13 protein-coding genes are annotated in these 15,156 nt (G+C 73.1%); 10 read left to right on the forward strand and 3 right to left on the reverse strand.

Going from position 1 to position 15,156, the window contains the following annotated elements:
* Nucleotides 1-9 precede the first annotated feature (9 nt).
* From OG309_RS33965 to OG309_RS33975, 3 genes are read right to left on the reverse strand one after another with little or no spacing between them, the layout of a single operon-like run.
* Nucleotides 10-243, reverse strand: coding sequence for a phosphopantetheine-binding protein (locus tag OG309_RS33965; protein WP_329426838.1), 234 nt, complete (start codon nucleotides 241-243; stop codon nucleotides 10-12).
* A gap of 23 nt (nucleotides 244-266) precedes the next feature.
* Nucleotides 267-1,448 (reverse strand): cytochrome P450, encoded by a 1,182-nt coding sequence (locus tag OG309_RS33970; protein WP_329426840.1) that lies wholly within the window; start codon nucleotides 1,446-1,448, stop codon nucleotides 267-269.
* A 6-nt stretch (nucleotides 1,449-1,454) separates the two neighbouring features.
* Nucleotides 1,455-4,100: an AMP-binding protein gene (locus tag OG309_RS33975; RefSeq protein WP_329426842.1), complete on the reverse strand. Its 2,646-nt coding sequence runs from the start codon at nucleotides 4,098-4,100 to the stop codon at nucleotides 1,455-1,457.
* Between the two features lie 257 nt (nucleotides 4,101-4,357).
* On the opposite strand from OG309_RS33975, the gene OG309_RS33980 reads away from it, so the two are divergent.
* The 10 genes from OG309_RS33980 to lat are packed head-to-tail and all read left to right on the forward strand — an operon-like array spanning nucleotide 4,358 to nucleotide 15,149.
* Nucleotides 4,358-5,377 carry a VOC family protein gene (locus OG309_RS33980; RefSeq protein WP_329426844.1) on the forward strand — a complete coding sequence of 340 codons (1,020 nt, stop codon included), beginning with the start codon at nucleotides 4,358-4,360 and terminating at the stop codon, nucleotides 5,375-5,377.
* On the forward strand, nucleotides 5,374-6,501 hold the full coding sequence (locus OG309_RS33985) for an alpha-hydroxy acid oxidase (protein ID WP_329426847.1): 1,128 nt from the start codon (nucleotides 5,374-5,376) through the stop codon (nucleotides 6,499-6,501). Before OG309_RS33980 ends, OG309_RS33985 begins: the two co-directional genes overlap by 4 nt.
* Nucleotides 6,498-7,826: an aminotransferase-like domain-containing protein gene (locus OG309_RS33990; RefSeq protein WP_329426848.1), complete on the forward strand. Its 1,329-nt coding sequence runs from the start codon at nucleotides 6,498-6,500 to the stop codon at nucleotides 7,824-7,826. The genes OG309_RS33985 and OG309_RS33990 overlap by 4 nt, the downstream gene beginning before the upstream one ends.
* Nucleotides 7,827-7,831: 5 nt before the next feature.
* A complete protein-coding gene (locus OG309_RS33995; protein WP_329426850.1) occupies nucleotides 7,832-8,899 on the forward strand; it encodes an N-acetylneuraminate synthase family protein in 1,068 nt (355 codons plus the stop codon).
* On the forward strand, nucleotides 8,883-9,692 hold the full coding sequence (locus tag OG309_RS34000) for an SDR family oxidoreductase (protein WP_329426852.1): 810 nt from the start codon (nucleotides 8,883-8,885) through the stop codon (nucleotides 9,690-9,692). Before OG309_RS33995 ends, OG309_RS34000 begins: the two co-directional genes overlap by 17 nt.
* 26 nt (nucleotides 9,693-9,718) lie before the next feature.
* Entirely contained in the window at nucleotides 9,719-11,680 is a 1,962-nt protein-coding gene (locus OG309_RS34005; RefSeq protein WP_329426854.1) for a transketolase C-terminal domain-containing protein, read from the forward strand.
* Nucleotides 11,656-12,330: an RraA family protein gene (locus tag OG309_RS34010; RefSeq protein ID WP_329426856.1), complete on the forward strand. Its 675-nt coding sequence runs from the start codon at nucleotides 11,656-11,658 to the stop codon at nucleotides 12,328-12,330. Before OG309_RS34005 ends, OG309_RS34010 begins: the two co-directional genes overlap by 25 nt.
* Nucleotides 12,330-13,220 carry a dTDP-4-dehydrorhamnose reductase gene (gene rfbD, locus OG309_RS34015; RefSeq protein WP_329426858.1) on the forward strand — a complete coding sequence of 297 codons (891 nt, stop codon included), beginning with the start codon at nucleotides 12,330-12,332 and terminating at the stop codon, nucleotides 13,218-13,220. The genes OG309_RS34010 and rfbD overlap by 1 nt, the downstream gene beginning before the upstream one ends.
* Nucleotides 13,220-13,864: an HAD family hydrolase gene (locus tag OG309_RS34020; RefSeq protein ID WP_329426860.1), complete on the forward strand. Its 645-nt coding sequence runs from the start codon at nucleotides 13,220-13,222 to the stop codon at nucleotides 13,862-13,864. Before rfbD ends, OG309_RS34020 begins: the two co-directional genes overlap by 1 nt.
* A gap of 1 nt (nucleotide 13,865) precedes the next feature.
* Complete coding sequence (lat, locus tag OG309_RS34025; protein WP_329426862.1) at nucleotides 13,866-15,149, forward strand: L-lysine 6-transaminase; 1,284 nt, start codon at nucleotides 13,866-13,868, stop codon at nucleotides 15,147-15,149.
* The last annotated feature ends 7 nt before the right edge of the window (nucleotides 15,150-15,156 follow it).

Genomic DNA, 15,156 nt, shown 5'->3' on the forward strand with positions numbered 1-15,156 from the left:
GCCGGGATGTCAGGGGCGGGCCGGGCCCTCCCCGTACTCGGCGAGCCGGGCCGCGAAGTCCGTCAGCACGGGGTGCTCCAGGAGCACCCGGACCCGGACCGTGATGCCGGTGCGCCGGCGCACCGCGGCCATCACCTCCATCGCGGCCAGCGACTGCCCGCCCAGGGCGAAGAAGTCGTCGTGCTCCGTGACCGGGACGCCCAGAACCTCCTGCCAGATCTCGGCGATTTCGGCGGTGTCCATCGTCCATCAGCTCCTTGACGGGCTCACGCCGGGCTCAACCGCACCGGCAGACTGGTCAGTCCATGAATGAAGTTGCCGGTGCTCCACACCGGCTCGCCGGCCGGGGCCAGCGCGCGCACGCGCCGGATCAGCGCGGTCAGCAGCGCCGTCAGCTCCAGCCGGGCGACCCGGGACCCCACGCAGACGTGCGGTCCCCAGCCGAACGCGAGGTGCCGGTTGGGCGTGCGGTCGGGCCGGAAGACGTCCGGGTCGGCGAAGACGGCCGGGTCGCGGTTGGCCGAGCAGAGCCAGGCCGTCACCCGCTCGCCGGGGGCCAGCTCACTGCCGGCCACCGTCACCGGCCGGGTCACCGTACGCAGCGCGTGCAGCCCCGGACTGGTCCACCGCAGGATCTCCTCGACGGTGGTCGGCAGCAGCTCCGGCGCCGCCCGCAGCTCCGCCCACAGCTCCGGCCGTCCGCCGAACTCCAGCAGCGCACCGGCCGCCGAGTAGCGGACGGTCTCGCTGGCGCCGGTCAGCACGCCGGAGCAGTTGAGGATCAGCTCGTCGTCGGTCAGGTCGCCGCCGGCCGCGAGCAGCGCGCTGATCAGGTCGTCGCCGGGGCGGGCACGGCGCTCGGCGATCAGGTCGGCGAAGTAGCCGAAGATCTCGGCGTTGGCGTCGAGCCGGTCGATCGGGTCGGGGGAGTCCAGGCCGTCGGTGGTGAGGCGGCCGATCGTCGGCCAGTCCGCCCGGGGCAGGTCCATCATGGCGCAGATGACCTGGTTGGGCAGCCGCTGCGCCAGGTCCTGGACGGCGTCCAGGACCCGGGGCCCGCCGGCACCGGGCTCGACCACCTCGTCCACCAGGTCGGTGACCCCGGCGACGATCCGGTCGTGCCAGCGGCGCAACGCGGCCGGCGTGAACGGCGCACCCACCACACGGCGGATGCGCCCGTGCCGAGGCGGGTCGCTGACCACCATCATCCGGTCGGCGACCAGATCGGCCGCCTCGCCCGATCCGCCGAGCCGGATGCCGGCGCGGGAACTGAAGGTGGCCGGATCGCCCAGCACCGACAGGACGTCGTCGTACCGGGCGGCCACCCAGAACCCGGGGCCGTCCGGCTCCGGATGCCAGGTCAGCCCCGGGCGCGCGCGGACGGCCGCCAGCTGGTCGAGGAAGCGGTGCCCGGAGAAGACCTCCGGAGTGAGCAGGTCGATGTCCATCGCCGGTCAGCGCGCCTCGATCACCGAGAACGGCGACCCCGGGATCGCCAGGACCCGGTCCAGGCGGTAGCCGGCCGCCTCCAGGATCCGGGCGAACCCGGCCCGGTCGCGCTCCCGGCCGCCGGTGAGGACCATCATGCCGAGGTCGCTCCAGCGGCTGACGTGCCCGCCGCCGTCCTCCGGCACCAGCATCTCGATCACGAGGAGCCGGCCGCCGGCGGCCAGCGCGCGACGGCTCGACCGCAGGATGTCCACCGCCTGCTCGTCGGTCCAGTCGTGCAGGACGCTGCACAGCAGGTGGGTGTCCGCTCCGGTGGGCACGGCGGCGAAGAAGTCGCCGGGCACCGCGCGGCAACCGGGCACTCCACCGCGGAGGTTCACCTCGTCGATCACCGAGGGGCGGTCGAAGAGCACGCCGCTCGCGTGCGGGGCCACCGGCAGGATCTCGCCGAGGAGGAACCCGTCGGCGCCGCCGATGTCCAGGATGACCTTCGACTCCGACCAGTCGACGGCCTCGGCCGCCTGCCGGTACAGCCGGCCGGTGCGCTCCCGCATCCGGCGCAGGAACGCGAGGTTCTCGCCGCGCCGGGTGTTCTTCACCCCGAAGAAGCCGCCGTCGCCCGCGTTGCTCTCGCCGTCCCCGAAGGACGCCGTACCGGTGCGGAACGTGTCCGTGGCCCGCAGCCAGGCCAGCGGACTCTCGGCGTTGACCAGCGAGGCGGAGAGGCTGTCCGGGTGGTCGCGGCGCAGCCGCGCGCCGAGCGCGGTCAGCCGGAAGCCGGTGGCCCGGTCGCCCGCGAAGAACCCGGCCGCGGCGAGGGTGGCCAGCAGCCGGCCCAGGGCGTCGGGGTCGGCGTCGACGAGCTCCGCCGTCTTCGCGACGGGCTGGGCGGCCCGGGGGTCGAGCACATCGGCGACGCCGAGTTCGACGGTGATGCGCAAGGCGTGGGGGAGCACCGCGACCATGCTGTCGTCGACGAGCGTGAGGTAGTCCCGCACGATCGGGTCGGTGGCCTCGGCGGGGTCCGCCCGTATGGCCGCCTCGGGTCTCTCGGTTCTCGCATCGGACTCTTGGGTCCCGGGGGTACCGGAGGTCTCGGGTGTCTCCGGGATCTCGGAGGTCTTGGCGGCCTCGGCGGCCTCGGCGGCCTCGGCGGCCTCGGCGGCCTCGGCCGTCTCTGTGTACGTGGTCATCGTCAGCCCTTTTCCGGGGGTCGGGACGCGCAGCAGTTCCGTGACGGCTCGGTGGTCGACCTTGCCGTTGGCGTTGTGGGGGAGTGCGTCGAGGCGGCGCACCAGATCGGGCACCAGGTGGCCGGGGAGCCGGTCGAGCAGCTCCGCGCGCACCCGGTCCGGGTCCGCGTCCCCGGTGAAGGCCAGCGCCAGACGCTCGTACGCGCCGCCGCGGCCGGCCAGGGCCACCGCCACGCAGTCGCGTACGCCGGCGCGGTCCGCGGCGTGGCTCTCCACCTCGCCCAGCTCCACCCGGTAGCCGCGGATCTTCACCTGCCGGTCCGCCCGGCCCAGGAAGTGCAGCACTCCGTCGGCGTCGCGCACCGCGCGGTCACCGGTGCGGTAGACCCGCGTCGGCACACCATCGACGTCGACCGTCACGAACACCTCGGCGGTGCGCTCCGGGGCGTGCAGGTATCCCTGGGCCAGGCCCGCGCCCGCGACGCACAGTTCACCGTCGATCAGATGGATCTCGGTGCCGGGCACCGGCAGCCCGATGGGCACGCCGTGCTCCCGGTCGCAGTCCTCGGGGCGGATGCGGTGCATGGTGGCGAAGGCGAAACTCTCCACCGGGCCGTAGCAGTTGTGGACGATCGTGTCCGGATGGCTCAGCAGCAGCTCGCGCACCGGATCGGGCGCCAGCCGTTCGCCGCCGATGAACATCCGGTCGACCCCGCGGAAGCAGTCGGGGTCCAGCCGCACCAGCAGGTTCACCACGGAGGCGACCAGGACGAGGGTGTTCACGCCGTGATCCGCGATCAGCTCGCGCAGGGTGTCCGGGAGCAGGTGGTCCTCGTCGGGCAGCACCACGGTGCCGCCCCGGCTGAGCATGCCCCACAGTTCGAGGCCGCAGGCGTCCCAGCCGACCGGGGCGAGCTGCGGCAGCACCCGGCCGGGCCCGAAGACCGCCAGGGGGCCGCTGTCGAACAGGCGTAGCACCGCCCGGTGCGGGGTCACCACCCCCTTGGGGGCGCCCGTGCTGCCGGAGGTGAAGAAGACGCAGGCGGGATCGTCCGGCCCGGTGCCGGCGGGGACCGTCCCGGCCGGCGGCGCGTCCGGCGCCGCCGCCGGGGGCGTCCAGCACCGGGCGCCGGCGAACGGGGTGTCCGTGAGGAACAACGGCGCGTCCAGGATGCGCAGCAGTTCCCGGACCCGCTCGTCCGGCCACTTCACGTCGATGGGGCAGTACGCCGCGCCCGTCTTCAGCACCGCCAGCAGGAAGGTCACCATCCGGGCCGAGCGCGCGACGCGCACCGGCACCAGACAGCCCGGTCCCACCCCTTCCGCGACCAGCGCGGCGGCATACGAATCGGCCGCCGAAACCAGTTGGGAATAGGTGACCGGGCCGTTGTCGTCAATCAGCGCAATATGGTCGCCATATTCTGCCGCGCGCTCGTCGAGTGCCTGATGAATCAGCACGTACCGCTCCTTGTCCGCAGCTTCGATCGGTCGCATACTCACCTGCCACCAGGGCGTGCGCAACCCCTACGAACCCCATAGCGGGCACCCCGACACCCAAGTGCCGGAAGGGGTGTTCCGCACTGTTCGGCGGCTGGTGGCGGAGTCCGTTGACATTCTTCCGGGCCCGTCCGTAGCGTTTTTTCCGTCGCGGTACCGGGATCTGACAATTCTTGATTCCCGCCGTTGAAACCGATTATCGAGCCTTGGGGGAATTCATGTCGTCCATACCCCAGACCAGAAATCAGCAGGCTGTCGACGCGGGGATCGACCACATCACGCTCTCCGTCACGGACGCCCACGCCCGTGCCGCCGAGTTCGTCGAGCGCTACGGCTTCGAGGTGATCGCCGCCGGGGACACCCCGGAGTTCACCGCCGTGGCGGTGGGCCAGCGGGACACCGTCCTGGTGCTGCTGCAGGGCCGCACCGACACCCATCCGGCCACCCTCTACACCGCCCGGCACGGCGACGGCGTGAGCGACATCGCCCTGCGCGTGGACACGCCGCTCCGCCCGGCCCTCACCGCCTTCGGCGACGTGACGCACACCTTCGTGAGCCGGTCCGCCGGCGAACCCTGGTCGCTGCCCGGCATCCCGCCGGTGCGGTCCGAGAGGACCGAAAGGACCACGACGTCCGCGGAAGCGGCGCAGCACCACCTGCTCCGCGTCGACCACATCGCGGTCTGCCTGGAGAGCGGCGAGCTGGACCGGACCGTCGAGTTCTACGGCCGGGAGCTCGGCTGGGGCGTGGTGTTCGAGGAGGACATCCACGTCGGCGCGCAGGCCATGCAGTCCAAGGTCGTCCAGAGCCCGGGCGGCGGCGTGACGCTGACGCTGCTGCAGCCCATGGCCGGCGCCGTCCCGGGCCAGATCGACGACTTCCTGAAGAAGCACGGCGGCAGCGGGGTGCAGCACCTGGCCTTCGCGGTGCCGAGCATCGTGGACGCGGTCGCCGACCTCGGCAGCGCCGGCGTCCGGTTCCTGTCCACGCCCGACTCCTACTACGAGGACTTCGAGCAGCGGATCGAGTCGTCCGGCTATCCGGTGGCCGAGCTGCGCAAGTTCAGCGTGCTCGCCGACCGGGACCACGACGGCGAGCTGTTCCAGATCTTCACCCGGTCCGAGCACCCGCGCCGCACCCTCTTCATGGAGATCATCGAGCGCCGGGGCGCGACCACGTTCGGCAGCAACAACATCCGCAAGCTGTACGAGGCGGTCGAACGGCAGGACCTGGCGTGACGGGCGGACCCGGCGCCCCGGCGGCGGATGAGGCGCATCAGGCGGATCCGCTCACCCTCGCCGACGTCGAGGACCGCGCCCGCGCCGTCCTGGCGCCCGAGGTGTACGACTTCGTGGCGGGCGCCAGCGGGCGGGAGGAGACGCTGCACGCCAACCGGACCGCGTTCGACCGGTGTCACCTCGTCCCCCGGGTCCTGTCCGGGGTGGCGACCGCCGACACCACGACGACCCTGCTGGGGGTCCCGGCGGCGATGCCCGTCGCGGTGGCGCCGATGGCGTTCCACGCGGTGGTGCACCCGGACGGCGAACCGGCGGTCGCCCGAGCGGCGGCCGCGGCCGGCATCCCGTTCACGGCGGCCACCCTGTCCGGCTGCCCGCTGGACGAGCCGGCCGCCACCGGTGCCGACCTGTTCCTCCAGCTGTACTGGCTGCGCGACCGGGCCCGTACCGAGTGGCTGATCGGCGAGGCCGAGCGGCTCGGGGCCCGTGCCCTGATGCTCACCGTGGACGTGCCGTTCATGGGGCGGCGGCTGCGCGACCTGCGCAACGGGTTCACCGTGCCGGCGCACGCCGCGCCGGTGAACCTGGCCGACACCCAGCGGGGCGCCGGCCAGAGCGTCGGGGCGCACGCGGCGGAGGTCATCGACCCCACGCTGTCCTGGTCCGACGTGGCATGGCTGCGGCAGCGGACGCGGCTGCCACTGGTGCTCAAGGGAGTGCTCGACCCGGCGGACGCGCGGCGCGCGGTGGACCTCGGGGTGGACGGCCTCGTGGTGTCCAACCACGGCGGCCGGCAACTGGACGGCGCCGTACCGAGCCTGCTCGCCCTGCCGGCGATCCGGGACGAGGTCGGCGACGCCTGCGAGCTCCTGCTGGACAGCGGGGTGCGCGGCGGCACCGACGTGCTGCGCGCGCTGGCCCTCGGCGCGTCCGGGGTGCTGCTCGGCCGGCCGGTCCTGTGGGGACTGGCCTCCGGCGCGGAAGCCGGAGTGACCGGGGTGCTGGAACTGCTGCGTGCCGAACTCGCGGTGTCGATGGCCCTCGCCGGTGCGCCGTCCGTGGCCGCGGCGGGCCGGCTGGGCGTGCGCCGGGAATCCGCGACGAACGAACGGGAGGGGTCATGACCGAGGCGTCCCACGCCTCGACGGCGCGGCCGGGGACGGTGCTGGACCTGGCCGATCTGCACGGCTCGCTGTCCGATCCGGCGCTGCTGTCCATGAACCTGCTGAACGAGGTGTCGGACCGGTACCCGGACGCGGTCTCCTTCGCGCCGGGACGGCCGGACCCGGGCGGGTTCGAGATCGAGGACGTGCACCGGTACCTGCGGACCTGGACCGCCCACGTCGCCGACGGCACGGCCGGAGGCCCCGAGACGGCCCGCAACCGGCTCTACCAGTACGGCAGGACGAAGGGGGTCGTCCAGGACCTGGTGGCCCGCAACCTCGCGGTCGACGAGGACATCCACGTCGACCCGGAGACCGTCCTGGTGACCGTCGGCTGCCAGGAGGCCATGGTCCTGGTGCTGCGCGCGCTGCGGGCCACCGACCGCGACGTGCTCCTCGCCACCTCGCCGAGCTACGTGGGCATCACCGGCGCCGCCCGCCTGGTCGACCTGCCGGTCGTACCGGTCGACAGCGGCAGCGGCGGCATCGACCTGGACGACCTGGCGGCCAAGGTGCGGGGCGCCCGCGAGGCCGGTCTGCGGCCCCGGGCCTGCTACCTGGTGCCCGACTTCGCCAACCCGACCGGGCTCAGCCTCGACGTCCCGACCCGGCGCCGGCTGCTCGAACTCGCCGCCGAGCTGGACATCCTGATCATCGAGGACAACCCGTACGGCTTCTTCGGCGACGGCGTCGCCCCGAAGCCGACGCTCAAGTCCCTGGACACCGGCCACCGGGTGGTCTACCTCGGGTCGTACGCCAAGACCGCCCTGCCCGGCGCCCGGATCGGGTTCGTCGTGGCGGACCAGCCGGTCTCCCGCGGCGGCGAGCACGTCGGCACCCTCGCCGACGAGCTCTCGAAGATCAAGAGCATGATCACGGTCAACACCCCGCCGATCGCCCAGGCGGTCATCGGCGGCAAGCTGCTGGAGAGCGGATTCTCCCTGCGCACGGCGAACCGGGACGCCACCGCGCGGTACGGGCAGCGCCTGCGCCACCTGCTCGACGGGCTGGCCGCCCGCTTCCCGACGACGTCGCCGGTCAGCTGGAACCGACCGGACGGCGGATTCTTCCTGGTCGTCACGGTGCCGTTCGTCGCCGACGACGACCTGCTCGCCTACTCGGCCAAGCGGCACAAGGTCATCTGGACCCCGATGCACCACTTCTACGCGGCAGGGGGCGGACAGCGGCAGCTGCGGCTGTCCTGCAGCTCCCTCACGCCGGAGAAGATCGACCTCGGTCTCGACCGGTTCGCTTCGCTGGTGACCGACCTTCTGGAGAGGACCTGACAACCATGAGAGCGCTGACGGTAAACGAGCGGATCATCTCGGACGACACCGACGCCTACGTGATCGCGGAGATCGGCCACAACCACGAGGGCGACCTGGGCAAGGCGGAGGAGCTGATCCGCCAGGCGGCCGCGGCCGGGGCCAGTGCGGTCAAACTGCAGAAACGGGACAACCGCGCGCTCTACACCCGGGCGATGTACGACTCCCCGTACACCGGGCGGAACAGCTTCGGCCCGACGTACGGAGCGCACCGCGCGTTCCTGGAGTTCGGCACCCACGAGTACACCCACCTCCAGCGGCTCTCGGCCGAACTGGGCGTGGACTTCATCGCCACCGCCTTCGACTTCGGCAGCGTGGACTTCCTGGCCGAGCTCGACGTGCCGGCCATCAAGATCGCGTCCGGGGACATCAGGAACACCCCGCTCCTCGCCTACGCGGCGAAGGTCGGCAAGCCGCTGATCGTCAGCACCGGCGGCGCCGACATGGAGACCGTGCGGCGCGCCTGCGGCACCGTCCTGCCGATCAACCCGGACCTCGCCCTACTGCAGTGCACGGCGACCTACCCGGCCGAGCAGGAGGAGCTGAACCTGGCGGTGCTGGGCAGTTACCGGGCCGAGTTCCCCGACACGGTGGTCGGCTACTCCGGGCACGACCTCGGCCCGTGGGCCGCCTGGACCGCGTACGCGCTGGGCGCCCGTGTGGTGGAGAAGCACGTCACCCTCGACCGCACCCGCCCCGGCAGCGACCACAAGTTCTCGCTGGAGCAGGCGGACATCGCCGAACTGGTCGACGGGCTGCGCCGGGTGCGGCGCTCGCTCGGCAGCCCGGACAAGCAGGTCCTGGAGGCCGAACGGCCCGCGATCACCAAGATGGGCAAGAAGCTGGTCGCCCACCGGGACCTGCCCGCCGGGCACCGCCTCACCCTGGAGGACGTGGCCATCAAGTCGCCGGGCGACGGGCTCACCCCCGACCGGCTCGCCGACGTGGTGGGCCGCAGCCTCGCCCGGCCGCTGGCGGCCGACGCCGACATCGTCCTGGACGACCTGGTGGACACCGATGCCGGCCGCGATTGACCTGACCGGATCGGTCGCCGTCGTCACCGGCGTCTGCGGACGGCTCGGCGCGGTGTGGGTGGACGCCCTGCTGGGCGCCGGCGCCGACGTGGTGGGCCTGGACGTGCGGGACACCGTCGGACCGGAGCTGCGGGCGGTGGTGGACGCCCACGACCCGAAGCGGTTCCGCACGCTGGTCGCCGACGTCACCGACACCGGCAGCCTGCGCCGGGCGCTCGACGCCTGCCTCGAACAGGCCGGCGAGCCGGACGTACTCGTCAACAACGCCGGCATCGACAGTCCGCCGTCGGCCGACGGCACCGGCTGGCGCTTCGAGGACATCCCGGACGAGGTGTCCGGCGGCGTCCTCGACGTCAACGCCGGCGGCACGCTGCGGATGTGCCAGGTGTTCGGCTCGCGGATGGTCCGCAACGGGCGCGGATCCGTCGTCAACATCGGCTCGATGTACGGCGGCCTCGCCCCCGACCCGCGCATGTACGAGCACCTGCCGGTGGACCCGCCGTTCCTGAAGCCGCCCGCCTACGGAATGTCCAAGGCCGGCGTCGCCGCGCTCACCCGGTACCTCGCGGCGCTGTGGGGCCCGGCCGGGGTGCGCGTCAACACCCTGTCGCCGGGCGGGGTGCTCGGCGCACAGGACCCGGTGTTCCGGGAGAAGTTCGACGCGCGCGTCCCGCTGCGGCGGATGGCCCGCGGCGAGGACCTGACCGGACCGCTGCTGTTCCTCGCCTCCGACCTGAGCAGCTACGTCACCGGTACCGAACTCGCCGTCGACGGCGGGTTCGGGTGCTGGTGACACCGACCCCTCCCCGAGGAGAAGCCATGGACAGGCCGCTGGCCTGGATACCGCGTGCCGAGTTCGAGCGCGTCCTGGGCGACGTCGCCGATCCGCACGAGCGGGCCCTCGCCTTCGCGGCGATGAGCCGGATCAACACCCTCTACATGATCACGCGCGCCGGCTCCGGCCACATCGGCTCCAGCTTCAGCGCCGCCGACCTGGTCAGCTGGCTGGTCCTGGAGGAGCTCGACCGGCCCTTCGAGGCCGACGGAGACGTGTACTTCTCCTCCAAGGGACACGACGCGCCCGGACTGTACGCCGCGATGATCGGGCTCGGACTGCTGGACGAGGACCTCCTGCACCGGCTGCGGAGGATCGACGGACTGCCCGGACACCCCGACGTCGGCACCCCCGGGATGCCCTTCAACACCGGCTCCCTCGGCATGGGCATCTCCAAGGCCAAGGGCCTGGTCCTCGCCCACCGCCTGACCGGCCGGAGCTCCCGCGTGGTGGTGATGACCGGGGACGGCGAACTGCAGGAGGGCCAGAACTGGGAGGCGCTGCCCAGCGCCGCGCGGTACGGGATGGGCGAGCTGACCGTGGTGGTCGACCACAACCGCCTCCAGTCGGACACCTTCGTCGCCGACGTCAGCGACCTCGGCGACCTCGCGGGCAAGTTCACCGCCGCCGGGTGGGGCGTGCTGCGCTGCGACGGGCACGACCCCCGGCAGCTGGAAGAGGCCTTCGCCCGGCGTGCCGCGGACCACCCCGAGCAGCCCGTGGTGATCATCGCCGACACCGTGAAGGGCGGTGGCTGCCCCACCTTCGCCGCGACCTCCCTGGCCCCCGGCGAATGGCGCTACCGCCACCACAGCGGCGCGCCCGGCAGGCAGGACCACGACTCCGCGTACCGGGAGCTGCTCGACACCGCCGACGGGATCCTGCGCGGGCGCGGCCTGCCGCCGCTCCGGCCGGTCGAGCGCACCGTGGACCTGCCGGCGAAGCCGTCCGGGGTCAGACTCCCCGAGGTGTACGGCCGGCTGCTCACCGAGGCGGCGCACGAGGATCCGCGGATCGTCGCGCTCGACGGAGACCTGGTGCTCGACACGGGCCTCATCCCCTTCCGCGAGACCCACCCGGACCGGTTCGTCGAATGCGGCATCGCCGAACAGGACATGGTCTCGATGGCCGGGGGACTGGCGGCGGGCGGTCTGCGCCCGTTCGTGCACTCCTTCTCCTGCTTCCTGCACGCACGCCCCAACGAACACATCTACAACAACGCCACCGAGGGGCGGCCGGTGGTCTACGTCGGCTCGCTCGCCGGGCTGCTGCCGGCCGGGCCCGGCCACTCGCACCAGGCGGTCCGCGACGTGTCGGCGCTGAGCGCCGTCCCCGGACTGGCCGTCCTGGAGCCGTCCCACCCCGCCCAGCTGGCCGCCGCCCTGGACCACTGCCGGACCACCCCGGACAGCGTCTACCTGCGCCTGTCCAGCCAGGTCGTCCCCGCCGCACTCGCCGAGCTGCCGCCGGCCCCGCTGGCCGTCGGCCGGGGACAGGTCCTGCGGCCCGGTGGCCCGCAGGTCGCGTTCGGCGCCGGGCCGGTGGTCCTCGGACAACTGCTGGGCGCGGCCGACCTGCTCGCCGCCCAGGGCATCGCGCTGACCGTGGTGGACCTGCCCTGGCACAACCGGGTCGACCCGGAGTGGCTGGCCGAGCTGCTGTCCGACACCCGGCACGTGTTCGTCGTCGAGCACCAGTACGGCAGCGGCGGCCAGGCCGACCTGATCGCCCGACACCTCCTGGAGACGGGCACCGGGGACGGCATCGCCTTCCGCGGCCTCGGCCTCACCGAGGTCCCCCGCTGCGGCACCGACGCGGAGGTGCTCGCCGCCCACGGCATGGACGCGGCCCACCTCGCGCAGCTGATCGGCACGGACGTCCTGGACCCCACCCGTACCACCCGACTCATGGGAGACACATCGTGGAAACTGTCCGCAACGAGCTGAACCGCCCGCCCGAGGAGATCGTCGAGGGCTTCCGCGCGGTGCTCGCCGAGTACAGCCCCAGCTGCCTCGTCACCGACGCGCGGCGCCGGGTCGGCGCCATCGGCGGACTGCTGCCGGTGAAGCACCACCACAAGATCGCCGGGCCGGCGCTCACCGTGAACCTCTCCATCGACGACCTCGTCGACTGCATGCCGGTCCTCGTCCAGGCACAGCCCGGCGACGTCATCGTCGTCGCCTGCCACGAGACCACCCGCACCGCGATGTGGGGCGGCCTCATGTCCACCCTGTCGAAGCAGATCGGGATCGCCGCGGGCATCGTCGACGGCGCCGTCCGCGACGTCGACGAGATCCGCGACCTGGACTTCCCCGTCTGGTACCGCAGCACCGTCCCGAGGCCCTCCCCGACGGCCGTGCACGACCGCACCGAGCCCGTCCAGGTGAACGTGCCGGTGGTGATCGACGGCCAGGTGATCAACCCCGGGGACATCGTCGTCGCCGACGAGAACGGCATCGCGGTCGTGCCCAAGGAGCAGGCCGACAGCGTGCTCGAACGCACCCGGATGAACATCGACCGGGAGCGCGTCATCCGCGAGAAGATCAGCTCCGGCCTCTCGGTCGCCGAACTGATCGCCGAGTTCGGACACCTGTGATGCGCGTCTACCTCACCGGCGCGGACGGGATGCTCGGCACCGCGCTGCGCCAGGAGCTCGCGACGCGTCCGGAGACCGCCGACTGGCCCGTCCTCGGGGTCTCCCTCGCCGACTTCGACATCGGCGACGCCGCCGCCGTCCGGGACTCGATCGACGGATTCCGGCCCGACGTCGTCGTGCACACCGCCGCGAACGCGGTGGTGGACTCCTGCGAACGCGACCCGGCACTGGCCCTGCGCGTCAACGTGGGCGGCACCCACCACGTCGCGGAGGCCTGCCGGCGGCACGGCAGTCGGCTGATCTACATCTCCAGCGACTACGTCTTCGACGGCCGCGCACCCGGCCCGGCCGGGTACAACGAGGACGACATCCCCGCCCCGGTCAGCGTGTACGGCCTGAGCAAACTGGCCGGCGAGCGGATCGTCGAGGCCGTGCCCGACCACCTCGTGGTGCGCACGTCCTGGCTCTACGGCGGCACCGACCCGCGCCTCGACCAGGTGCTCGCCGCCGCCCGGGACTTCCTCGACGGCGGCCGGCCGCGCCTGATCGACGACCAGTTCAGCAGCCCGACCTACATCCCCGACCTCGCGTCGGCGCTGGTCCGGCTGCTGCCCGGCGCACTGGCCGTCCGCGGCCTGCTGCACATCGCCAACCGGGGCCGGGCGAGCTGGTACCAGGTGGGCCTGGCCCTCGCCGAACGCCTCGGCACCGCCCACCCGGTGCCGATGTCCATGGCCGAAGCGGGCTTCGTCGGCGGCCGGCCGCGCGACTCGCGCCTGGACAGCACCCGCGCGGCCGCCTTCGTCCACGCGATGCCCCACTGGACCGACGCCCTCTCCCGCTACTGCGCCCTGCTCACCGCGGGCGACCGAGGGCCGGTGAGCCACTGATGCGCACGCCGTTCCTGCTGCTGGACTTCGACGGTGTGGTCTGCGACACCGAACGGGCCGCGCTGCTCGCCTGGCAGGACCTCTACGACCGGCTCCAGGTGCCCCTGAGCGCCGAGACCCGGGCCGGGATGCTCGGCAACTCGGCCGGGGCGAAGGTCGCGCTGGACGACCTGGCCGCCCGGCTCGGCCGGCCGGTCGGGGACGGCGAGTGGGCCTGGCAGCGGGAGCGGCGGGCCGTCCGGTGCGCCGCCGCGCCGGTCCGGCCCGGCGTGGAGCGGCTGCTGCGCACCGCCGACCGGGCGGCGGTCGTGTCCAGCAGCCCGGCCGCCTGGGTGGAGGAGCACCTGCGGCGGCTCGGGCTGCGCCACCACTTCGCCTTCCTGGTGACCGGCGACGACACCGCACGGCACAAACCCGAACCCGACCTGTACCTGCTCGCGCTGGAACGCGCCGGGGTGGGCGCCGACGACGCCCTCGCCGTCGAGGACTCCCCGACCGGGGTCCGCGCCGCCCGGGCCGCCGGCCTGCGCTGCGTGGCGGTGCCCTGGGAGCCCGCGGGGGCGTCCGGCCTGGCCGGCGCCGACGCGGTGCTGACCGGCCTGCACGAGCTGGACCTGCGGCGCTATCGGCGCGACGAGGGGTGACATGGAGATCACGGCGGACAACGCCCTGGAGGAACTGTCCCGGCACGTCCTGATGGACGGCCTGGACCTCGTGCTCGACCTGGAACGCAGCCACGGCAGCACCCTGGTCGACGCGCGCGGCGGCGAGGAGTACCTGGACCTTCTCACGTTCTACGGCTCGCTGCCCCTGGGCATGAACCACCCCGGCATGACCGGGGACCCGGCGTTCCTGGCCGAACTCACCCGGGCCGCCCTGCACAAGGTCACCAACTCCGACATCTACACCGTGCAGTACGCCCGTTTCGCGGCGACGTTCCGCCGGGTGCTCGGCGACCCGCGCCTGCCGCACCTGTTCTTCATCGACGGCGGAGCCCTGGCGGTCGAGAACGCGCTCAAGGTCGCCTTCGACTGGCGGGCGCAGAGACGCGGCGCCGACCCGTCGGCCCCCCTCGAAGTCCTGCACATGGAGGGCGCCTTCCACGGGCGCAGCGGCTACACCCTGAGCCTGACGAACACCTCCCCGACGGTGACCGCGCGGTACCCGGCGTGGACCTGGCCGCGCGTGCCCGTCCCGGCGCCCGGCGAGGAGCGGGAGGCGGTCGAGGTCGCGCGCCGCCACCTGGCCGAACGCGGCGACCGGATCGCCTGCTTCCTCGCCGAACCCGTCCAGGGAGCCGGCGGCGACCGGCACCTCGGCCGGGAGTTCCTGCTGCGCATGCAGGAGCTGTGCCACGACCACGACGTGCTGTTCGTGCTCGACGAGGTGCAGACCGGCTGCGGCCTGTCCGGCGCGCCGTGGACGTACCAGCGGCTCGGACTCGCCCCGGACGTGGTGGCCTTCGGGAAGAAGACCCAGGTGTGCGGCCTGATGGCGGGCGGCCGGGTGGACCAGGTGCCCGAGGGCGCCCTGGCCGTGCCGGACCGGCTCGGATCGACCTGGGGCGGAAACACCGCGGACATGGTGCGGGCCACCCGGATCCTGGAGATCGTCGAGCGGGACGGACTGGTCGACGCGGCCGAGGCCAGGGGCGCCCACCTGGGCCGCCTCCTCGCCGATCTGGCCGAGGCCCACCCGGCCCTGGTGAGCGACGTGCGCGGCCTGGGCCTGATGTGGGCCTTCGACCTGCCCGACACGGCACGGCGCAACGAGGTCCTGGACCGCCTGCGCCGCCGCCACCGGGTGCTGCTGCTGCCCGGGGGACCGCGCGCCGTGCGGTTCCGCCCGGCGCTGACCGTCGGGCCCGACGAGCTGGACAAGGGAGTCGCCGCGCTGGACGCGGTGCTGACCTCGATGGACGTGCGGTGAACGGCCC

Source organism: Streptomyces sp. NBC_01268, assembly GCF_036240795.1.
In the GTDB taxonomy this organism is placed as follows: Bacteria; Actinomycetota; Actinomycetes; order Streptomycetales; family Streptomycetaceae; genus Streptomyces.

Coding starts and splice junctions, on each gene's coding strand:
- OG309_RS33965 (WP_329426838.1), bottom strand. CDS start 243: ATGGACACCGCCGAAATCGCCGAGATCTGGCAGGAGGTTCTGGGCGTC.
- OG309_RS33970 (WP_329426840.1), bottom strand. CDS start 1,448: ATGGACATCGACCTGCTCACTCCGGAGGTCTTCTCCGGGCACCGCTTC.
- OG309_RS33980 (WP_329426844.1), top strand. CDS start 4,358: ATGTCGTCCATACCCCAGACCAGAAATCAGCAGGCTGTCGACGCGGGG.
- OG309_RS33990 (WP_329426848.1), top strand. CDS start 6,498: ATGACCGAGGCGTCCCACGCCTCGACGGCGCGGCCGGGGACGGTGCTG.
- OG309_RS33995 (WP_329426850.1), top strand. CDS start 7,832: ATGAGAGCGCTGACGGTAAACGAGCGGATCATCTCGGACGACACCGAC.
- OG309_RS34000 (WP_329426852.1), top strand. CDS start 8,883: ATGCCGGCCGCGATTGACCTGACCGGATCGGTCGCCGTCGTCACCGGC.
- OG309_RS34005 (WP_329426854.1), top strand. CDS start 9,719: ATGGACAGGCCGCTGGCCTGGATACCGCGTGCCGAGTTCGAGCGCGTC.
- rfbD (WP_329426858.1), top strand. CDS start 12,330: ATGCGCGTCTACCTCACCGGCGCGGACGGGATGCTCGGCACCGCGCTG.
- OG309_RS34020 (WP_329426860.1), top strand. CDS start 13,220: ATGCGCACGCCGTTCCTGCTGCTGGACTTCGACGGTGTGGTCTGCGAC.
- lat (WP_329426862.1), top strand. CDS start 13,866: ATGGAGATCACGGCGGACAACGCCCTGGAGGAACTGTCCCGGCACGTC.